Annotated in this window: 19 protein-coding genes and 1 pseudogene; 5 read left to right on the plus strand and 15 right to left on the minus strand. The window is 29.7% G+C overall.

Annotated elements, in window-relative coordinates; all coding sequences use genetic code 11:
* Positions 1-63 precede the first annotated feature (63 nt).
* On the minus strand, positions 64-2,112 hold the full coding sequence (ligA, locus tag HMPREF0202_RS04560) for an NAD-dependent DNA ligase LigA (protein ID WP_023052118.1): 2,049 nt from the start codon (positions 2,110-2,112) through the stop codon (positions 64-66).
* Between the two features lie 114 nt (positions 2,113-2,226).
* On the opposite strand from ligA, the gene HMPREF0202_RS04565 reads away from it, so the two are divergent.
* Positions 2,227-3,303, plus strand: a complete 1,077-nt coding sequence (locus tag HMPREF0202_RS04565; protein WP_023052119.1) for a glycerol dehydrogenase — start codon at positions 2,227-2,229, stop codon at positions 3,301-3,303.
* 62 nt (positions 3,304-3,365) lie between these two features.
* Here HMPREF0202_RS04565 and HMPREF0202_RS04570 read toward each other — a convergent pair whose 3' ends face one another.
* On the minus strand, positions 3,366-4,469 hold the full coding sequence (locus HMPREF0202_RS04570) for a FomA family porin-like outer membrane protein (RefSeq protein ID WP_040406368.1): 1,104 nt from the start codon (positions 4,467-4,469) through the stop codon (positions 3,366-3,368).
* 261 nt (positions 4,470-4,730) lie between these two features.
* A complete protein-coding gene (locus HMPREF0202_RS04575) occupies positions 4,731-5,912 on the minus strand; it encodes an ROK family transcriptional regulator (protein ID WP_023052121.1) in 1,182 nt (393 codons plus the stop codon).
* Positions 5,913-6,225: 313 nt separating this feature from the next.
* Between HMPREF0202_RS04575 and HMPREF0202_RS04580 the strand changes: the two genes are divergently transcribed.
* Entirely contained in the window at positions 6,226-6,501 is a 276-nt protein-coding gene (locus tag HMPREF0202_RS04580; protein WP_023052122.1) for a chaperonin GroS, read from the plus strand.
* 34 nt (positions 6,502-6,535) lie between these two features.
* Here the strand turns inward: HMPREF0202_RS04580 and pcp are convergent, their stop codons facing one another.
* Genes pcp through secA form a run of 11 tightly spaced genes read right to left on the minus strand, consistent with a single transcriptional unit; the run spans position 6,536 to position 17,683 of the window.
* On the minus strand, positions 6,536-7,177 hold the full coding sequence (gene pcp, locus HMPREF0202_RS04585; RefSeq protein ID WP_023052123.1) for a pyroglutamyl-peptidase I: 642 nt from the start codon (positions 7,175-7,177) through the stop codon (positions 6,536-6,538).
* A gap of 18 nt (positions 7,178-7,195) precedes the next feature.
* Positions 7,196-8,113, minus strand: a complete 918-nt coding sequence (locus HMPREF0202_RS04590) for a DUF979 domain-containing protein (protein WP_023052124.1) — start codon at positions 8,111-8,113, stop codon at positions 7,196-7,198.
* A gap of 12 nt (positions 8,114-8,125) precedes the next feature.
* The gene (locus HMPREF0202_RS04595) at positions 8,126-8,788 is read right to left on the minus strand and encodes a DUF969 domain-containing protein (RefSeq protein WP_023052125.1); all 663 of its coding nucleotides are present in this window, start codon (positions 8,786-8,788) and stop codon (positions 8,126-8,128) included.
* The gene (gene hslO, locus HMPREF0202_RS04600; protein WP_040406370.1) at positions 8,785-9,666 is read right to left on the minus strand and encodes an Hsp33 family molecular chaperone HslO; all 882 of its coding nucleotides are present in this window, start codon (positions 9,664-9,666) and stop codon (positions 8,785-8,787) included. The genes HMPREF0202_RS04595 and hslO overlap by 4 nt, the downstream gene beginning before the upstream one ends.
* 11 nt (positions 9,667-9,677) lie before the next feature.
* Positions 9,678-10,175, minus strand: coding sequence for a ComEA family DNA-binding protein (locus tag HMPREF0202_RS04605; RefSeq protein WP_023052127.1), 498 nt, complete (start codon positions 10,173-10,175; stop codon positions 9,678-9,680).
* Between the two features lies 1 nt (position 10,176).
* Entirely contained in the window at positions 10,177-11,577 is a 1,401-nt protein-coding gene (locus HMPREF0202_RS04610; RefSeq protein ID WP_023052128.1) for a coproporphyrinogen III oxidase, read from the minus strand.
* A gap of 16 nt (positions 11,578-11,593) precedes the next feature.
* Positions 11,594-12,397, minus strand: coding sequence for an undecaprenyl-diphosphate phosphatase (locus HMPREF0202_RS04615; RefSeq protein ID WP_023052129.1), 804 nt, complete (start codon positions 12,395-12,397; stop codon positions 11,594-11,596).
* An 11-nt stretch (positions 12,398-12,408) separates the two neighbouring features.
* Positions 12,409-13,404, minus strand: coding sequence for an ADP-glyceromanno-heptose 6-epimerase (rfaD, locus tag HMPREF0202_RS04620; protein WP_023052130.1), 996 nt, complete (start codon positions 13,402-13,404; stop codon positions 12,409-12,411).
* Positions 13,401-14,258: a PHP domain-containing protein gene (locus tag HMPREF0202_RS04625; protein ID WP_023052131.1), complete on the minus strand. Its 858-nt coding sequence runs from the start codon at positions 14,256-14,258 to the stop codon at positions 13,401-13,403. Before HMPREF0202_RS04625 ends, rfaD begins: the two co-directional genes overlap by 4 nt.
* Positions 14,259-14,314: 56 nt before the next feature.
* Complete coding sequence (locus HMPREF0202_RS04630; protein WP_023052132.1) at positions 14,315-15,052, minus strand: hypothetical protein; 738 nt, start codon at positions 15,050-15,052, stop codon at positions 14,315-14,317.
* 9 nt (positions 15,053-15,061) lie between these two features.
* Positions 15,062-17,683: a preprotein translocase subunit SecA gene (gene secA, locus HMPREF0202_RS04635; RefSeq protein ID WP_023052133.1), complete on the minus strand. Its 2,622-nt coding sequence runs from the start codon at positions 17,681-17,683 to the stop codon at positions 15,062-15,064.
* A gap of 187 nt (positions 17,684-17,870) precedes the next feature.
* On the opposite strand from secA, the gene HMPREF0202_RS04640 reads away from it, so the two are divergent.
* The gene (locus HMPREF0202_RS04640; protein WP_211231161.1) at positions 17,871-18,899 is read left to right on the plus strand and encodes a YeiH family protein; all 1,029 of its coding nucleotides are present in this window, start codon (positions 17,871-17,873) and stop codon (positions 18,897-18,899) included.
* A 28-nt stretch (positions 18,900-18,927) separates the two neighbouring features.
* Here the strand turns inward: HMPREF0202_RS04640 and gmhB are convergent.
* Positions 18,928-19,473 (minus strand): annotated as a pseudogene (gene gmhB / locus HMPREF0202_RS04645) (D-glycero-beta-D-manno-heptose 1,7-bisphosphate 7-phosphatase); the annotation flags it as partial.
* A gap of 99 nt (positions 19,474-19,572) precedes the next feature.
* Here gmhB and HMPREF0202_RS04650 point away from each other — a divergent pair.
* A complete protein-coding gene (locus HMPREF0202_RS04650) occupies positions 19,573-19,971 on the plus strand; it encodes a hypothetical protein (RefSeq protein WP_023052137.1) in 399 nt (132 codons plus the stop codon).
* 8 nt (positions 19,972-19,979) lie between these two features.
* Positions 19,980-20,690, plus strand: coding sequence for a sulfite exporter TauE/SafE family protein (locus HMPREF0202_RS04655; protein ID WP_023052138.1), 711 nt, complete (start codon positions 19,980-19,982; stop codon positions 20,688-20,690).
* The last annotated feature ends 47 nt before the right edge of the window (positions 20,691-20,737 follow it).

Here is a 20,737-nt window from a genome sequence, read left to right on the forward strand (position 1 = left end):
TTTATAAATAAAGTGCTAATATATATAAAAACCTCCCTAGGCTTAAGCCTAGGGAGGTTTTTATTATTTTGTTAACTCTATAAATTCATCCTCTGTTAAAATATTTATTGTTCCAATCTCTTTTGCCTTTGTTAATTTACTACCTGCATCCTCTCCAACAATTAAGTAATCAAGCTTTTTGCTCACAGATGATAAATTTGTTCCACCTAAAGATTCTATTAAGTCTTTAATCTCTTCTCTTTTAAATCTTTGTAGTTTTCCTGTAAATAGGAATGTCTTTCCTGAAAACTTACCATTTTCAACAATTTTCTCTTCAACTTCTTCATCTGATTTTCCAAAGTTTACTCCATAATACTTTAACTTTTTCACTATTGCCATTGATTTTTCATCTCTAAAAAAGTTATAAACAGATTCTGCAACTTTATCACCAACACCATCAATCTCTAAAAGTTCCTCTTTAGACATTTGAGATAATCTATCTATATTTTTACTTTTCTTTGCTAAAACATTTCCTAAAAATTTTCCAACAAAAGGTATTCCTAAAGCATATAGTGTTTTAGAGTATGGTCTCTCTTTGCTTTTCTCTATTGAAGCTAAAAGTTTTTCTACACTTTTTTCTCCCATCTTATCCAATTGCATAAGTTCTTCTTTATGTTCTCCTAAATTATATATATCAGTAATATCTTTTATATAATTTAACTCTAGCATTCTTTCTACAATCTTACTTCCAAATCCACTTATATTCATCCCATCACGAGATACAAAATACTCTATACTTCCTTGAATAATTGCTGGGCAGTTAGGATTTACACACTTTAAATCAACTAACCCCTCCTCCTTTTCTAAAACTGATTCGCACACTGGGCAGTTTGTTGGAGGAGTAACTTCTTTTTCCTCTCCTGTTCTAACCTCTTTTATAGAACTTACAACTTGTGGAATAATTTCAGCTGCTTTTTCTATAAATACTCTATCTCCAACTCTAATGTCTTTTCTTAAAATCTCATCCATATTATGTAAACTAGCTCTTTTAACTCTGCTTCCAGATAGTTCAACCTCTTCTAACTCTGCTACAGGAGTAACTTTTCCAGTTCTTCCAACTTGCCAAGTTATACCCAAAAGTTTAGTTGTTACCTGTTTTGCTGGAAATTTGTAAGCTATTGCCCATCTTGGACTTTTTGTTGTATATCCTACCTCTTCCCATAAATCTATATTATCTAATTTTATTACTAATCCATCTGTTTCAAAGTCTAACTTCTCTCTTTCAATCTCCCAGTAAGCTATTCTTTTTTCCATAATAGTTAAGTCATCAATAACCTCAGCTACTCCAGTTGTTTTTATTCCTACTTTATCTAAATAATCTAAACTTTCTTTATGAGTTTTAAAACCATATTTTAAAGGTTCCACTACATAATAGAAATAAGCATCCAATCCTCTTTCTTTAACTATTTCTGAATCTAACTGTCTTAAAGTTCCACTAGCTGCGTTTCTTGGGTTGGCAAATATCTCTTCACCATTTTTTAATCTTTCTTCATTTAATTTTTCAAATTGACTTAAAGGAAGTACAATCTCTCCTCTAACCTCTAAATCAACATCCTCTTTTAAATAATTAGGAATTGTATTAATAGCTAAGATATTTTCTGTAACATCCTCTCCCTCTATTCCATCCCCTCTTGTTACTGCTCTTACAAGTTGACCTTTTTCGTAAGTTATACTTATACTAGCTCCATCTAACTTTAACTCAAGAACATACTCTAATCTTTCATGCTTATACTCAAGATTTTTTTCTATTCTCTCTGTAAAAGCAATTACATCCTCAATATTGTATGAGTTACTTAAGCTTAACATAGGCTTTTTATGAATAACTTTTTTAAACTTAGATTCTTTTAAATCAATTGCTCCCACATGTTTTGTTGGAGATATCTCCTCTTTAAATTCAGGATAATCTTTTTCTAATTTTTCTAACTCTTTTAAAAGTTTATCAAATTCAAAGTCAGAGATTATAGATTCATTTTTAGTATAATAATAATAGTTATAACGCTCTATCTCTTTTCTCAATTCATCTATTCTTTTTTTCGGTTCGCTCTCTTCAACTAAATCAAAAAGTTTTAGCATTCTCCACCATCCTTTTTTATTAAATTATACCACTTTTCTATTTACAAATTAAGAGTTTAGTGGTAATAAATAGATATGAAAGTTCTTTTTTATTAAAGGTTATGGAGGTATTAAATGGAAAACATCATTTTATCACCAAGTAAATATATTCAGGGAGCTAACTCTTTAAGCAATATTGCTAAATATGCTAAAAAAAATGCTTTTATTATTGCTGATAACTTTGTTATGAGTATAACTGAAGATATTATAAAAGAAAGTTTTAAAAAAGAAAATTTAATAGCAACTTTTGAAATTTTTAACGGCGAGTGCTCAAAAAATGAGGTTAATAGATTAAAAGAGATTTTAAAAGAAAAAAAATCTGAAATTATTATTGGAGTTGGAGGTGGTAAAACTTTAGATACTGCTAAAGCTCTTGCACACTACTCAAATCTTCCCGTTATAATTGTTCCTACTATTGCATCAACTGATGCTCCATGTAGTGCTTTATCAGTTCTTTATACTGATGACGGTGTTTTTGATGAATATCTTATTTTACCAAGTAATCCAAATATAGTTTTAATGGATACAGAGATTATTGCTAAAGCTCCTGCTAGACTTTTAGCTAGCGGAATGGGCGATGCCTTAGCTACATACTTTGAAGCTAGAGCATGTGAGCAATCAGGAGCTCTAAATATGGGTGGTGGACTTCCTACTAAAGCTGCTATGGCTCTTGCTAAACTATGCTTTGATACACTTATAGCAGATGGAGAAAAAGCTATGTTTGCTGCACAAAAATGTGTTTGTACTAAAGCTGTTGAAAATATTATTGAAGCTAATACATATTTGAGCGGTATTGGTTTTGAAAGTGGTGGATTAGCTGCTGCTCATGCTATTCACAATGGATTAACAGCTCTTGAAGAGTGCCATGACTTATATCATGGTGAAAAAGTAGCTTTTGGAACTTTGGTTCAACTATTCCTTGAAAATGCACCAATGGAAGAGATTGACGAAGTTTTATTTTTCTGTAAAAATATTGGACTCCCAACCTCTTTAGAAGATTTAGGAGTTAATTCTATTGAACGAGAAAAACTTTTAGAAGTAGCTAAGCTAGCTTGTGCACCAGGAGAAACAATTCATAATATGCCTTTTAAAGTTACTCCTGAAAAAGTTTTAGCTGCTATTTTAGCTGCTGATAACTATGGTGGATATTAAAAAAATTGATTATAAAAAAGAAAACCCTTGGATTAATCCAAGGGTTTTTAATTGCATATCTATTAGAATGTAGCTTTCATTCCTACATATGCAAGTGGTTGCCATCTCCAGTGAGAAGCAGCATCTTGAGCTGTTATATTCCAGTTTCTGTACTCTGCTCCAACTCCAGCATTTACTGCAAAGTTTTCAGTTACTTTATACTCTGCATCTAATGTTAATAATGTGTATAAGCTATAAGTTGTTTTAGCTGACTTAGAAACTTTTCCTGTAGTTTCATTTTTAGTATACTTATCATATTGTCCAAATTTATATGGATCATATCCACCTTCAAAGTTGAAATCAATTGCATAGTTATCTGTTGAATATAATGCAAATGTTCTGTATAAGTAGATTTCCCACTCTGCTACGAAATCTTTATCTTTATTATCTGTTAAATCAGCATTTGTATGGAAGTCTTGTCCATAGAAATTTTGATTTAAATAGATTGTACCATCCCAAGTAAATCCTAATGGTAAGTTACCTGCGTACTCGATATCCATACCGATAGTGTTCATATAGTTAGATCCACCATCTTCTGGGAATGAGTGATATACTTTTGGAGCAAGTAATAATTTGCTTAATAATGCTCCTTCATTTTTATATACTGTAAATCTTGCTTGGTACTCTAAGTTTTGAGAGTCATCCTCTTCATCTCTATATTGTACTCTTGAAGTAAACCAATCGTTATGTTGATAGTAAGCTCTTAATCTTGTTTCAGTCCCGTTTTTAGAGTTTTTATTTCTATCTCCGTTGCTCTCTAAGTTGTTATAATCTCTGATTCTTCCTTCTAATTTGAAGTTCTCAGTTGCTTGAACACCAAAAGTTGTTTCAAGTCTAGAGTATTTATTAGCTCCTCTATTCCATGTATCTTGGTTATCATCTGCAGCATTTGTAGCTGTATTCCATCTAATGTCATCTCCATGACCTTCTGTTTCACCGTAAGCTCTATACTGTACTCCTACATATCCTGTTGGTTTAAATACAGGTGCTACAACCTCTTCAACTACAGGCTCAGCTACAACTATAATCTCTTTCGATACTTCAACTGGAGCTACAACAACCTCTTTAGCTTGAACTGCAGTTCCTACAACAAGTAAAGATCCTAAAAAAAGTGCTAATTTTTTCATAAAATCCCCTCCGATTTTTAATTGTGTTATTTTGAGAAATAATTTTTTATAGTAAAAAAATATTTCTTTTCCACTGTATTCTTTATACAATATTTTTTTAAATTTGTAAATATAATTTTTCTTAGTAAATTATTTTTTTGTTTACTTTTTATCTATAAACCCTTATTTTTAAAAGAAAAGTTCACTTTTATATTTTTATTTTTATTTTACTATATGAAATTTATCCATTAAAAAAAGAGATAGATTTCTATCTCTTAAAATTTACTCTTCTAAATTATCTTGAAAATGATAATTATAAAAAATATAATTTATTGGTAAAAATGAAGCTACTAGCTCTTCTCTAAACACATGTTTATCTAAAACTATAAGTTTTTCATGAACTTCTCCTAGTTGAAACTCTTGTAAATACATCTTTAAATAACTTAAGAAAAGTGAACTTTTAAATACTCTTCCAGAAAGCAAAAAAGTATCTAAAGGTAGTAAATTATTGTGATTAATCATAAGAATTGCAATATATCTTGCTACTTTTCTCAGTGCTTTACATTCAGTTATCTCTCCACTTTCTGCCCTTTTTATGAACTCTTCAAAACTCATATTTTTATACATATCTACTATACGAGTTGAGTAATTATTTTCCTTTAAAATTTCTTCAAATATATTTTTAGGTGAAACCATTGTATCAAAACATCCTTTTTTCTTACAAATTTCACAATATACATCTGAGTTAGGTTCCACTATAAAATGTCTAGTTCCCATTGATCTATAATGAGAAATAGCTGGATTTACAAGCTTATTATCTATAATAATAGCACTTCCTCTTTTTTCTCCATATTTAACTAAGAAAAAATCTTTATATTCTGGAGCTAAGAAAGCTTCGTATAAAGCTTCTGCTCTAATTTCAGTTTCTACAAATACATATCCTGAAAATTTATCCATGATTGATTTTTTTAAAGTTAAAAATCTATCCTCTTTAAATAAATCTAATGATTTTTTTACAATAAACTCATTGGTTACTACAACACCAACGCCTAGTATTTTCTCAGGTAAAACTTTATTTTCTTTTGCAAGTTTTTCAATAAATTCAAGCAAAGCTTTTAAATATTCGTCAAAATCACCATTATAGTTATTTTTAAATTTCAGCTCCCCTAAAATATCATTTTTTAAATTTGTTAATATAACCTTTGTAAAATTCTCCTCTATTAATACACCCATAGAATAGAATCTTTCATAATTTATAACCAATAGATTTTTTTTTCTATTATTTTCATCTATATATTTTTTTTCAACAAGTATATTATCCCCAAGTAATTTTTTAGAAATTTTTGTTAAAGCTGCTGGCGAAACCATTATATTTTCAGCAATCTCTAACTTATTAGACCCACCACATTGATTAATAAATTTTAATAAATTTGTAATGTTTTTATTTTGACTTTTAAAATCCATCCCCGACTCCTTTATTTTTTTTATTGACAAACCCTTTTTTTTAATGTATATTTTACCTTGTAAAACACACGTCGTTTTTTCGAGATATTTTTTTTACCAAATTAAATAAAAATAGTATATCTTTATTTAATTATATCATAAATCAATAATAAGGTGCTAAACTTATTATATAAATAGCCAGCAACCCTCCAGTTGATTGGTTAGAAACCCGTTTTAAGAAGAGATGTTCCCGTCATCTCTTCTTTTATTTTTATTGCTTTTTTATTTTTTTTTGTTACAATTTTATTATCTTAAAATATTTTAGGAGGTAAAAATGAAAATTAAACCTATTGGTAAAAGAGTTCTTGTTAAAACTATAAATTTAGAAGAAAAAACATCAACAGGGATTATATTAATTCAAAATAATGAGGAAAAAAATTATAGAATTGGGGAAATAATCTCTTTAAGTACTGATTCTGAGGTAAACTCTTTATTTAGTATTAATGATAAAGTTATTTTTTCTAAAAAATCTGGAGTTAAAATTAATGATTCTTCTAAGGAACAAATTTTATTAAATTTAGAAGAAATCTTTGGTATTATTGAAGAGTAAAAGAAAAGCCCATCTTTATGACGGGCTTTTTTTATTAAAACTCTTTACCACCTGAAACTTTAACATCTACTTTATATTTATTTAATGCTTGAACTGCACACTCTAAAGCTTTTGTTATAGTTGTAACTTCCATATAAGGCATATTTTTCTTATCAACAACTTGCTCTGTTATGTAAGGAACATGAATAAATCCACCTTTTATATTTAAATTATTCTTTGATATATAATAAAGTAATGAGTACATTATATGATTACATACATATGTTCCAGCTGTATTTGAAACTGAAGCTGGTATTTTTGCTAACTTAATCTCTTCAACAATCCCTTTAATAGGAAGCGTTGCAAAATAAGCATTCTCTCCATCTTCGTAAACTGGAGTATCTATTGGTTGATATCCTTCATTATCTGGAATTCTACCATCATCCATATTAATAGCTACTCTTTCAACTGACATATCATATCTTCCTCCAGCTTGTCCAATACATATAACAGCATCTGGTTTATGCTCTTCTATTCCTGCAAATAGTTTTTCAGCTGATTTTTTGAAAACTGTTGGTATTTGTAATTTTATTACCTCTATACCGTCAATACTATCTTTCATTGCCTTCACTGCTTCCCATGCTGGATTTATACTTTCTCCTCCAAATGGATCAAAACCTGTAATTAAAACTTTCATTACACTACCTCCTAAAAATTAAAATGCTAAGAAATACATTAATACAACATGTATTGCAAGAAGAGGTACCGCTACACCTACTTGCTTTAATATTACACCATTTTTATTTTTCATCTCTAGTATCGATGCTGGAACTATATTGAAATTAGCTCCCATTGGTGTTAATAAAGTTCCGCAGAATCCTGCTGTTAATCCAAGAGCTCCAACTACTGCCGGATTACCACCTTGAGCTATAACAAATGGATAACCTATTCCTGCTGTTATAACTGCAAAAGCCGCAAATCCATTTCCCATAATCATTGTGAATATAGCCATTGCTAAACAATAAACAGTTACTCCAGCTAAAATATTTCCTTCTGGAACTACACTTCCCATTATTCCGGCAATTACAGTTCCAACTCCAGCTTTAGCAAATACAGAACCTAAAGATCCTAAAAGTTGTGGTAAAATAACTGTTGGACCCATTTGTTGTAAAATTCTACTTGAATCATAAGGAATTTTATCAAACTTTTCTTTTGTTACTATCATAGTAACAACTAGTGCAACTATTGCCCCAATTCCTAGTCCTATTAATCCACCTAATTTTGTAAATTGAGCTATTGAAAATGCTACAACTCCTATTAATCCAGCTGGAACAAATAACATATTTCCAATTTTATGAGCTTGTTTCTCTCTAAACTCCTCTGTACTTGTTGTAAATGAAGCAAGTGAAACAGATTTTGTAGCACTTAAAACTCCCATTACTAAAAGTAATCCTCCTACTATTGATGGATTTACATGAGGTCCACCTATAAATAAGAATCCAAATATAATCCAAAATGCTGCTGATCCTATTCTCTTAGGATTCTTCTTATCTAAAAATGAATATACACCGCTTATCAATAAAATAATTCCGCAAAGTATATACATAAATTCTAATAACATCTTTACATCCATTAATTTTGCCTCCTACTTTGCTCTTAACTTTTTAATTTTTCTATCTAAACGATAGTATTGGAAATATGCTAATACTAAAGTTATTAATGCCACTGGTATAGAAGCTTTAGCCACATCATACGCTTCTACCTTTACACCTAACTCTTGTAAAGTTCCAACAATTAAAAGAACTCCAGAAGATGCTACGAAAACATTTTGCCCAAAGAAGTTAGCGTAGTTTTCTGAAGCATTAGTTATTCCTTTTAAATCTTCATCTAACTCTTCTGATACTACTCCATCCTTCTCAATAGCACCTTTTGCCATAGGATAAATTAATGGTCTAATAAACTGAACATGTCCACCTAATCTCATAGATAAAACTGCTGCTAACATTCTTACAGTTACATATATTGATAAAACTTTTCCAGCTGTTGCACCTTTCAACTTTGATATACAAATTGATGCTCTTTCTCTCAAACCATTTCTTTCTAGTATTCCAACTACAGAAAGCGTTAATAATAAAAGTGTCATATATCTAGTTTGAACAAAAGCTGTTCCTAAAATATTTAAAACCTCAACAAAGTCAATTCCTGCAACAAGTCCTGTTGCTATTCCAGCTATTAAAACAACAGCTATAGTATCTAATTTGATTATAAATCCAATTAGAATAATTAATACCCCTATTAATTTAATCACAGTATCTCACCTAAATCCTCTCTTTTAAACGAGTATCTTTTTCCACAGAAATGACACTCAGCTTCTACCTCTCCTCTTTCAGCTAATATCTCTTCTAACTGCTCTTTTCCTAAAGTTATAATTCCTTTATAGAATTTCTCTTTATCACAATTACAATTATATTTTATCTCTTTTGAGTCTAAAATTTCATATGGCTCTACTAATTTTTCATGAGTTTCATCATTCATATCTTCATATAAAAGGTGTAAAATTCTTTCAATATCCATTCCACCTTTAAATAGTTCTGTTACGCTTCTAATAGCTCCTATTTTCTTCTCTAACTCTACTATAAAACCTTCTTCTGCATCTGGTAAAAGCTGAATCATGTATCCACCAGCTGATCTAACTGTTGTTTCATTTTCTAAATCTACACCTAAAGCAATTACTGTAGGCGTTTGTTCTGAAGTTACATAATAATATGCAATATCATATGCAATCTCTCCACTTTCTATTGTTGATACTCCAACATAAGGATCCTTTAATCCTAAATCTTTAATAACATTTAAAGTTCCTCTTCCTACTAAAGCTTGTACATCTGGTTGTCCATTTTCTTTTGCTGGTAGATCTGCTTCTGGATTTGAAACATAACCTTTTACACCATCCTTATCAACTGTTACTACCATACTTGATAAAGGTCCATCTGTCATTGTTCTAAGTGTTAGTATATCATTTCCTTTTAAGGTTGCTCCCATCATTACTCCTGCTGAAAGAAGTCTTCCAAAAGCTGATATAGCAGTTGGACTACACTTATGAATATCTAAAGCTTCCTGTACAATATCTTTTGTATCTACAAGAACAAATCTTGCATTTTTACTTACACCTCTAATTAATCTACTCATTTTTTTCACCTCTAATAATCAATATAATCTTTTAAATCTTCATATTTTTTACTGGAAATAATTTTTTTTAATTCTAAATTATTCCTAATAATACTATTTTCATGGTATTTTCTAATACTTTGTATCTCTTTTTTACTAAATCCATAATATATTAAAGTTTTATCATCTGCCTTATTGATATTAAATCTATTTAGTTTAATATTTTGTGGCTCTTTAAACTTTACTTTTAGCTTTTCATAAGTCTTTTTTCCAATTCCAGATATTCTAGTCATTTCGTTTAATTTTTTATATCCACCAGTTATATCTCTATACTCTATTATCTTATCAACATAACTTTGAGATATTCCATTTTTTAACATATCACTTTTGCTTGCTTTATTAATATCTAAAAGTAAATTTTGAGTATCTAGTGTATTTTTACTCTCAATAACTTTAAACTCACTTTCTATTATTCCATAAGAGAAAGTTGATATTAATAAAATTAAAATTGAAAAAATTAACTTTTTCATACTATATCTCCTTAGAAAAAAGTTCTATTTTCTTATTGTGTCTCATCCTCATCTCTGCAATATATAATGCTGGATCTTTAGGATTAACTAATCTTTCTATTTGATCAATATATTCTGTTTCTTTATGAATGGCTTTACTTATAGCTCCACCACCAAGACCCATAGTTTGTTGATTTTCTTCTATCATCTCTATATTAAATCTAGATTCAGCTCCAGGAATAGAGTATCCTACATTTTCTCCCCAATCTAAACTATTTTTTTGACGATACATATAGTAAGGTTCCATTCCTTTTCTTTTTACAAGTTCACCTATTGCATTTTCAACTAACATTCTTTCAACTTCAGACTCCTCAAAATCTTCATGATATAGAGGTGAACCTTTCTTTTTAGCTAGAGCGTGAACTGTTAAGTTTTCTATGTCATATTTCTCAAGCTCATTTAAAGTACTTAATATATCTTCAACACTTTCACCAGGTAACCCCAATATTAAATCCATATTCAAGATAAATCCAATCTCTTTTATATCTCTATAGACTTCATCAAAATGTTTTCTATTAAAAGTTCTGTTTAAATCTTTTAAAGTTTGCTCTTTAAATGTTTGAGGATTTAAACTTACTCTATCTACTCCGTATTCTTTAAGAATCTCTAATTTTCTTTTTGTTATAGCATCCTCTCTTCCAGCTTCAAAAGTAAACTCTTTTAAGTTTGAAAGATCTATATTTTTATGAACTGCTTTTAAAACTTTTTCAGTATCCTCTTCTGTTAAAATACTTGGTGTTCCACCACCTATATACAATGATTCATATTTATAACCTTTATTTTTTGAAAGTTCTCCTACAAGCTCAATCTCTTCTAAAAGTGTTTCTACAAATTTTGGATAAAAACGCCCTAAACTGCTATTTATTTCGTAAGATGCAAAAGAGCAGTATCTACATTTTGATGGACAAAAAGGAATTCCTATATACATATTCATTGCATCTTTATTTAATAATCTTTCCTCTGTTTCAATTACTCTCATTAAAAGATCTATTTTATCAAAATTAGCAAGGTACATATTATTTAAAAGATTCTTAACTCTTTCTTTTGAAAATCCCATTTGCATAAGTCTTCTAGTCATTTTAGTAGGTCTTACACCAATTAAACTTCCCCATGGATAATTTTTATTAAGTGCTTTTAATAAACCACCTTTTAACATTATTAAATTTTGATCTTCAATTGTATGCTCTAAATTCTCCTCTTCCATTATAGCTTCTTTTCCATCTATTTCAGCTTTTACAATTATCTTATTCCCTTTATAACTTACTTCACCTTTTATATCTTTACCTACTTCTTTAGGTAACATAATTCTTACAAACTCCTCTAAACTTTTTTCACTTAAAGGAAAGTTAGTAACTATTGACACTTAAATACACCACTTCCTATTTCATTAATAATAAAACTAAAATTCCAATTATGATTCTATATACTCCAAAAGCCACAAAAGTTCTCTTTTTTATATATCCCATAAACCAATTAATAACAACATATGCTACAACAAAAGAAACTACAGATCCTACTATTAAAAGCTGCCATTCTAACGTTGTAAAATTAAGTCCATTTTTTAAGAGCTTCAGTAGAGTTGCCCCTGCCATTGTTGGAATAGCTAGGAAAAATGAATACTCTGCTGCTGCTGCTCTAGACACACCTAAAAGTAAAGATCCTACTATTGTTGCTCCTGAACGCGATGTTCCTGGAATCATAGCTAAACATTGGAAAAATCCAATTGTAAAAGCCAATTTATATGACATCTGCTTTATTGAAGTTACTTTACCCTTTAAGTTTTTTCTTTCAACTAAAATAAAAATAATACCATAAAGTATAAGCATACTTGCAACTACTGTTGTGTTATCCATAAAGAATTCAGATATATAATCATCTGCTAATAACCCAATAACTCCTGCAGGTAAAACCCCTACAATTATCTTTGTCCACAAAGAAAACTTCTCTTTAAACTCCTCTTTTGTTTTTACAAAAGGAGTTAAATCTTTCCAAAAGTAAGCTACAACTGATAAAATAGCTCCAAACTGAATGATTACTAAAAAGTTATCCATAAAACTTTTAGACACAAGAGGAGAGTTTATAAATCTCTCCACTAATATCATATGACCCGTACTACTTACAGGAACAAACTCTGTCATCCCTTCTACAATTCCCAGTATAATAACTAGTAAAAATGGATTCATTTCATCTCCTCCTATAGGTAGCTATCCTCTTTTTTAAGATATTTTACATAGTCAGCTACTCCGTCCTCTAAAGAACAGAACTCTTTAGTATAACCTGCTTCTCTTAATTTTCTCATAGAAGCTTGTGTAAAGTATTGATATCTTCCTCTTAAATCCTCTGGCATTGGAACAAACTCTATTACTTCTTCTGTTTTTAATTCAAAGTTTTCACTAGCATTTTTCATAGTTTCCATTGATAAGTCATGGAAGCTTCTTGCTTCTCCTGTTCCTATATTATAAACCCCTGATGGAACTTCATTAAACATACAGAAATATAACATATCAACAACATCTTTAATATAGATAAAGTCTCTTAATTGCTCTCCATCTCTGTATCCCTCTTTATGAGATTTAAATAGTTTTACTCCTCCATTTTCATTAAATTGGTTAAATGTGTGGAATACCATTGAAGCCATTCTTCCTTTATGATACTCTTGTGGTCCATAAACATTAAAGAATTTAGCTCCTATCCATTGTTTCGGAGCTTTTTCCTGCTTAAATGCCCAATCATCAAAGAATTTTTTAGAATATCCATATTTGTTTAATGGCATTAATTTTTTTAATTCTTCTGGAGTCCCCTCATCACTATATCCTTGCTCTCCTCCTCCATAAGTTGCTGCTGAAGAGGCATATACATACACAATATTTCTATCAGCACAGAAATCCCATAATTTTTTTGAATACTCATAGTTATTCTTCATTAAAAGATCTCCATCTTTCTCAGTTGTTGCTGATATAGCTCCCATGTGTAAAACTGCTGTTACTTTACTTGCATTTTCTTCATTTTCAAGCCATGCAAAAAGCTCATCTCTATCACACCAGTCAGCATAATCTCTCTTTCTTAAATTTAACCATTTTTCCTCAGTTCTTAATTTATCAACAGCTAATATATCATTTATTCCCATCTCATTTAATTTCCAAATATAAGCACTTCCTATAAATCCAGCTGCTCCTGTTACTATAATCATTTTACTTCCTCCTTGCTTTCTCTTTCTAATAAATCTTTTATATCCTCTTCAGTAATAGAAGCATGAGCAATATCTACTCCCACTCTATTTCCACCATGAAAATCTGATCCTCCAACTTTCAACAAACCTTTTTCTGTGGCCAACTTTCTATAATATTTAATCTCTTTAGGTGTATATGAACTATACTCTACCTCTAATCCATCTAATCCAGCCTCTAAAAGAATATCTATTATCTTTTCTGTTCTTTCTCTTGAATCACAAATTAAACTAGGATGAGCTAGAGCTGAGATTCCCTTGCATTCCTTTATAAGTTTTATAATCTCAATAGGATCTGAGCTACCTTTCTCTACATAAGCTACACCATTTCTTCCTAAGTACTGCTTGAAAGCTTCACCTTTTGAATAAACAAATCCTTTGTTCATCATAACATTACATATATGAGCTCTGCTCACGATAGTTCCTGTAGCTTCTTTTTCTATCTCTTCCATTGTTATTTTAAGGCCTAAATTATTTAGTTTTTTAATAATTTTTTCATTTCTTTCTTTTCTGGCTTTTTTTAGTTCTATTAGTTTTGACGCTAATTTTTCTGATTTGTCGTTTAAAAAATATCCTAAAATATGAATTTCATATCCTTGATAAGAGCATGAAAACTCTATTCCAGGTATAAATTTTAAATCTAGTTCATGGGCTATCTCTTTCCCCTCAGAAATACCTTCCATTGTATCATGGTCTGTTATTGCTATTCCTTTTAAACCAATATATTTAGCTCTTTTTAAAAGCTCTTCCACAGTAAATGTTCCATCTGAATATGTTGTATGAGTATGTAAATCATACCTTTCACTTAAATCCTTCATAAGACTCCTCCCTTAAGTAAAAATGGCACCTTTATCTCTAAAGGCGCCACAGTTTTTTAGTCATCCCACTTTTCTAATTTTGAAAAATACTCTGAATAAGCAAGGTATAAAGCCTTTGCATTTATATTATTCTTCTCTAACTTTGTCTTCTCTTTTTTCTTGTAAATATCATTTACTTGTACAACTCTAGGAGATACTTCTACAAAATACCATGATTTTGAATCAAAGAATTCTCCTCTTTTTATAAATTTATTTAGAAGTTTTCTAAATCTTTTGATCTCTTTTTCTGATAAGTCGCTCTTTTTAGAGAATTCAACTATTTCAGCCCATTCCTCTTTTGTAGCAACTTCATTAGCTATATGATTAGATGGGTTTGCCATTCTAACATATGATTGAGTTACCATATATTTAGCTAATCCTGCAGGGTCTTTAAAGTTTTCATCTTTTAAATAGTATTCTCTTGGAAGTTTTTTTACAGTTTTTTCTAATATAGAGTTAAATTGCTCTTGATCTGCTTCTGTTATCTCTCCCTTTGTCTTTAAAGAATCTAAAAACTTTACTTGTTTTTGATCTAGCTTTTGATTTCTTGCTAAATAACTTATTGGTTGATCTGCTCCATACCAATCTTCTAATTCAGATTCTCCTATTATTACTGTACTGAATGTTTCTTCCCAGTTTTTCATAGCCACTGTATCAACCTTATACTTTTCTTGTAAATTAACATTGTTTTTATTTAGTGAGCTACATGCTGTTAATGCAGCTAACATTGCAACTAGAACTATAGTTTTTTTCATTTTTCCTCCCTACACTCTTCCACAACATTTTCCGTATATTTTTCCACTTCCACACTTACAAGCTGAATCAAAATCTAATTCCTCTTCTACCCCAGGCTCTACAACTTCCTCTTCAGGATTTTTAACAACAACTTTAAACATATATGATGTTGCCTCTGTTTTTATTGTTGATAACATTCTAGAGTACATATCTCCAGATATAATTTTATATTCTACTAATGGATCTTTTTGTCCATAAGATCTTAAATAGATTCCCTCTCTTAAAGCATCTAAAGCTTTTAAGTGTTCTCTCCATCTAGCATCCACAACTTCAAATAAAACATATTTCTCTACTTTTCTCATGATTTCAGGAGTTATTTCTTCCTCTTTTTTCTCATAATCTTTCTCTATATCTCTATATATTTTATCAGCATACTCTTCAACTGTTAAAGCTTTATATTCTTCCATATCTGTTATTTCATATCCGTACTTCTCAAGAAGAGCATCTTTAACTCCAACAATATCCCACTCATCTTTAAATTCTCCTACAAATCTTTCTACAACTATATCAGAAATACTTGATTTTAACATTCCTAAAATTGTTTCTTTTAAGTCTTCTTTCTCTAAAGCTTCATTTCTACTTGCATAGATAGCTTCTCTTTGCTTATTCATTACATCATCAAATTCAAGAAGATTTTTTCTAATTCCGAAGTTTCTTGATTCAACTTTCTTCTGAGCATTTTCGATAGCTTTATTTATCATTCTATGTTGAATTGATTCTCCTTCAGGTAGTCCAAGCTTTTCCATAACTCCTTGAATTCTTTCAGATCCAAACAATCTCATAAGGTCGTCCTCTAAACATAGATAGAATTCAGATGCTCCTGGGTCTCCCTGTCTTCCTGCTCTACCTCTTAGCTGATTATCTATTCTTCTAGACTCATGTCTCTCTGTACCTAAAATAAATAATCCACCAGCTGAAATTACTTTTTGCTTCTCCTCTTCACATTCAACTTTATATTTATCTAAAATTACTGGATAATTTCCAGCGTCTCTACTTCCAATCTCTGCAATAGCTCTGAACTCTGGATTTCCTCCTAGCATGATGTCAGTTCCTCTACCTGCCATATTAGTAGCTATTGTTACAGCCTGATATCTTCCAGCTTGAGCTACAATCTCAGCCTCTTTAGCATGTAATTTAGCATTAAGAACATTGTGAGGTATACCTTTTTCTTTTAATAACTCTGAAAGTTCTTCTGAACTTTTTATTGATACAGTACCAACTAAAACTGGTTGTCCCTTTGCATAAAGTTCTTCTATTCTTCTTATAATAGCATCTGTTTTCTCTTTTTTTGTTTTATAAACTAAATCAGGAAAATCAACTCTTTGTACAGGTTTATTTGTTGGTATTACAATTACCTCTAAACCATAAGTATGCATAAATTCTGCTGCTTCTGTTTCAGCTGTTCCTGTCATACCAGCTAATTTATCATACATTCTAAAATAGTTTTGAAGTGTTATTGATGCAAGTGTTTGATTTTCTCCAGCAACATTTACTCCTTCTTTTGCTTCAATAGCTTGATGAAGACCATCAGAGTATCTTCTACCTTCCATAGCTCTTCCAGTAAATTCATCAATTATAACTACTTCTCCCTCTCTAATTAAATAGTCTCTATCTTTTATAAATAGTTCCTTTGCTTTTAAGGCTTGATTTAAATAGTGAGTTAACTCAACATGCTCTGGTGAGTATAAGTTGTCTATATTTAATAATTGTTCAACTTTTTTAATTCCCTTATCTGTTAAAACTATGTTTCTAGCTTTTTCATCTACTTCATAGTCTCCCCATTGCTCGTCAGGAATATTCATCTCTTTTTTTGTTTTAGCATCTTTTATTTTTTCTGTTTCAAAACTTCTATCTAATCTGAAAGCTACCTGACAGAATATAGAGTACCACTTTGTTGTTTCTGAAGCTGCTCCTGATATGATTAACGGCGTTCTAGCTTCATCGATTAGTATCGAGTCAACCTCATCCACTATACAGAAATTTAAAGGTCTTTGAACCTTATCTTCAACTTTGTTAACCATATTATCTCTTAAATAGTCAAATCCAAATTCAGAGTTTGTACCATATGTAATATCAGCTTCATAAGCAGCTTTTCTTGCTGCATTTTCCATTCCATTTACAATTACCCCTGAAGTTAATCCTAAAAATTCATAAACTCTTCCCATTAACTCTCTATCTCTTTGAGCTAGATAGTCATTAACAGTTATAACGTGAACTCCTTTTCCACTTAAAGCATTTAAATAAACCGGAGCTGTTGCAACTAATGTTTTTCCTTCTCCTGTTTTCATCTCTGTTATTTTTCCTTCGTGAAGTACAATTCCACCAATTAATTGTACATCATAGTGTCTCATTCCATGAACTCTTTTTGATGCTTCTCTTACAACTGCAAAAGCTTCAACTAAAACATCATCTAATGTTTCACCTTTCTCTAATCTTTGTCTAAATTCGTAAGTTTTCCCCTTTAACTCATCATCTGAAAGTTTCTCTATTTCAGGTTCTAACGAGTTTATCATTGTTACTAATTTCTTGATTCTTTTAATCTCTCTGTCATTTCTTGTACCGAAAATCTTCTTTAATAAATCTCCAAACATCCTTACGTCCTTCCTAGCTTTATTGTGCTTATTTGTTACTCAATATATTACCATAATTAGATTTATTAGTCAATTTATAGCCCACATCTAGAAAATTTGACCCGTGATTCAAAAAAAGCTATTAATTTATACAAATTTATGTTATATTGTAATTAAAGTAACAATATATTTTAGGAGGTTTTTTATTTTGAGTATATTCAATTCTGCTAAGAAGATAATTCCTGGCCTACTACTTTGTATTTTGATTGCACAGCTTGGAGTTTTTCTTGGGAAATTTGTCCCAAGCATCGGTGGAGCTCCCCTTGCTATTTTCTTAGGACTTATAGCTGGAAACACTTTTGCTAAATCAACTATTTTTGCTCCTGGTTCTAAATTTTCGGAAAGTGATTTACTTTCATATTCAATTGTTTTATTAGGAGGTACTTTAAGTATTAACACTATTTTACAACTTGGTGTTTCTGGTATCGCTTTTATTCTTTTACAAATGACTTTAACAATTGCTTTAACTATGTTCATCGGTAAAAAACTTGGATTTTCAAAACATTTCAGAGCTCTTATGGCAAGTGGAAATGCCGTTTGTGGGTCTTCAGCAATTGGAGCTAGTTCACCAGTAATTAATGCTGAAGACAATGATAAAGGGATATCTATTACAATTGTTAATTTAACAGGAACTATGCTTATGTTTGCTTTAATTCCTATAGCTGGTTATTTTTATAATTTTGAAACTTTACAAACTTCAGCTCTTCTTGGTGGTATTTTGCAATCAGTTGGACAAGTTATCGCAGCAGGAAGTATGGTTAATCATAATGTTCTTGAAATGGCGACTATTTTTAAAATTGTAAGAATTGTATTTTTAGTTATTGTTGTTCTATGGTTATCAAGAGAATTTAATAATAAAGAGTTAGAAATGGATACTGAGTTTGCTTTAGAAGAGGAAGCATATAGTAAAAAGAAAAATAAAATATCTGTACCTTGGTACATTATAGGATTTTTTATTCTTTGTATATTATTTAGTTTTGGATTAATTCCTGGTGAAGTATCTAAAACCTTTAAAATGATTTCATCTAAATTCGAAATAGTTGCTCTTGCTGGTATTGGTATGAGAGTAAATATTAGTGAGCTAATAAAGCAAGGTCCTAAAGCATCTCTTTATGGACTATTAGTTGGATTAAGTCAAATTATTATAGCAATTATTTTAATAAAGATTTTTATATAAATAAAAACTGGATATAATCCAGTTTTTATTTTTTTAATATAGCTGCAACATCTAATAAATCTTTTGCAATTAAATATTGATTTTTTACATCTTCTTCTATTTTTTTTCCATAACCAGTTAAAACTAAAACTGATTTTAAACCTGCTTTTTTTCCAGCCTCTAAATCTCCTTTTTTATCTCCAATCATAAAAGAATTTTCTATATCTACATTATATTTATTTATTCCTTCTAATAACATTCCTGGATTGGGTTTTCTACAATTACAATCAACTTTGTATTTTCCAATACCTTTTTCTGGATGGTGAGGACAATAAAAACACTCTAAAATCTCTATTCCAAACTCTTTTAGTTTTTCAGTCATTTGATTATTTAGTGTTACTAAATCCTCTTCAGTATAATAACCTCTCCCAATACCTGATTGGTTTGTGACAACTATAAATTCATAACCTAAATTTTTTAATTCTTTTAACCCCTCTATTGCATTTTTTTCAAATTCAAAATCTTCCCATTTATGAAGATATGATTTTTCTACATTTATTGTTCCATCTCTATCTAAAAATATAACTTTTTTCATAGTCTCTCCTTTTCTTTTTTATATATTATATCACTCTTATAAAGGATTTTTTAGTTTATTCAGAATATAATTTATATTAAAGAGTTGGGAGGGATTTTTATGGATTTAAAAGATATTATTCAGTTTATAGGTTCTTTAGCTTTTACTTCAGCAATTTTAACAGTAACTGTATTCATTCTTAATTATAAATATAAAGAATTTTTAAATAAAATTCTTAAAGGAAAATTAAGCCATCTTCAGTTGCATAAAATTTTGGGTATAACAACAATAATCTTAGGAACTATACATGGTTTAGGTATGGCTTTTGCATATCCTTCAGTTTTAAAAAAATATACTGGTATTAGTGGTATTTTTCTTTTAAGCTTATTTTGGATTTTAGGAACACTTCCTTTTATTGTAAAAAAAGTTCCAATAAAATATAAAAAAAATGTACTTAAAAGTCATAAAATTTTAGGTGGCATCATATTTATATTTATTATTATTCACATATCACTTTAGGAGGCAACATGGATATTTCAGAAATTTTATTTATGCTTATTGTTGGAGTTGGAATGGGTTTTAGTTTAATGGGAATGTCAACTGCTATTCTTTTTTCACCAATATTAGTTTCAATATATGGTTCAAAATTAGGGAATGGAATAATGTTTGTTCCATTTTTAATAGCAGATTTATATGTTTCCTATTTATATCGAAATAATTATGATAAAAAAATTGTTTTAAAACTTATACCTTTCTCAGTTATTGGAATGGTTATCGCATCTATTTTTGCAAACTCTATTTCAGAAGATATTTTTAGAAAAATTATTGCAACTATCATTATGTTTTCTAGCATTTTATTCTTCTTAAAAAAATATGAACATAAATTAACAAAACTTTCCTGGTTATTTGGAGTCTTTGGTGGTGCTTCATCATATTTAGCAAATGTTTCAGGACCTATTTTTAACGTATATCTACTTAGTTATAAACAAAAAGAAGAAGATTTTATAGGTACAAGAGCTGTATTTTTTACTGTTATAAACATAATAAAGCTTTTTATGTATATATTTATTTTTAAAAATATTAATATCTTTACTATAACTAGAGGATCAGTAGCTATTCCTACTATATTTTTAGGTGTATTTCTAGCAAAAAAGCTATTGAAAATAATGAATCAAAAAATATTCAATACTGTTGTTGTTTTATTAGGGCTTATAGTTGCAATAAAAATGCTGCTATAAGCATTTTTTTTAGTAAATTTTACAAAAAATAAAAAAGATTGGCAACT

The organism is Cetobacterium somerae ATCC BAA-474, assembly GCF_000479045.1.
In the GTDB taxonomy this organism is placed as follows: domain Bacteria; phylum Fusobacteriota; class Fusobacteriia; order Fusobacteriales; family Fusobacteriaceae; genus Cetobacterium_A; species Cetobacterium_A somerae.

Bases quoted from the DNA above. Each gene is read 5' to 3' on its own strand.
- HMPREF0202_RS04565 (WP_023052119.1), top strand. From the start codon at position 2,227: ATGGAAAACATCATTTTATCACCAAGTAAATATATTCAGGGAGCTAAC.
- hslO (WP_040406370.1), bottom strand. From the start codon at position 9,666: ATGAGTAGATTAATTAGAGGTGTAAGTAAAAATGCAAGATTTGTTCTT.
- HMPREF0202_RS04625 (WP_023052131.1), bottom strand. From the start codon at position 14,258: ATGAAGGATTTAAGTGAAAGGTATGATTTACATACTCATACAACATAT.
- ligA (WP_023052118.1), bottom strand. From the start codon at position 2,112: ATGCTAAAACTTTTTGATTTAGTTGAAGAGAGCGAACCGAAAAAAAGA.
- HMPREF0202_RS04630 (WP_023052132.1), bottom strand. From the start codon at position 15,052: ATGAAAAAAACTATAGTTCTAGTTGCAATGTTAGCTGCATTAACAGCA.
- HMPREF0202_RS04650 (WP_023052137.1), top strand. From the start codon at position 19,573: ATGGATTTAAAAGATATTATTCAGTTTATAGGTTCTTTAGCTTTTACT.
- pcp (WP_023052123.1), bottom strand. From the start codon at position 7,177: ATGAAAGTTTTAATTACAGGTTTTGATCCATTTGGAGGAGAAAGTATA.
- HMPREF0202_RS04590 (WP_023052124.1), bottom strand. From the start codon at position 8,113: ATGGATGTAAAGATGTTATTAGAATTTATGTATATACTTTGCGGAATT.
- secA (WP_023052133.1), bottom strand. From the start codon at position 17,683: ATGTTTGGAGATTTATTAAAGAAGATTTTCGGTACAAGAAATGACAGA.
- HMPREF0202_RS04570 (WP_040406368.1), bottom strand. From the start codon at position 4,469: ATGAAAAAATTAGCACTTTTTTTAGGATCTTTACTTGTTGTAGGAACT.
- HMPREF0202_RS04655 (WP_023052138.1), top strand. From the start codon at position 19,980: ATGGATATTTCAGAAATTTTATTTATGCTTATTGTTGGAGTTGGAATG.
- HMPREF0202_RS04615 (WP_023052129.1), bottom strand. From the start codon at position 12,397: ATGAATCCATTTTTACTAGTTATTATACTGGGAATTGTAGAAGGGATG.
- rfaD (WP_023052130.1), bottom strand. From the start codon at position 13,404: ATGATTATAGTAACAGGAGCAGCTGGATTTATAGGAAGTGCTTATATT.
- HMPREF0202_RS04605 (WP_023052127.1), bottom strand. From the start codon at position 10,175: ATGAAAAAGTTAATTTTTTCAATTTTAATTTTATTAATATCAACTTTC.
- HMPREF0202_RS04580 (WP_023052122.1), top strand. From the start codon at position 6,226: ATGAAAATTAAACCTATTGGTAAAAGAGTTCTTGTTAAAACTATAAAT.
- HMPREF0202_RS04575 (WP_023052121.1), bottom strand. From the start codon at position 5,912: ATGGATTTTAAAAGTCAAAATAAAAACATTACAAATTTATTAAAATTT.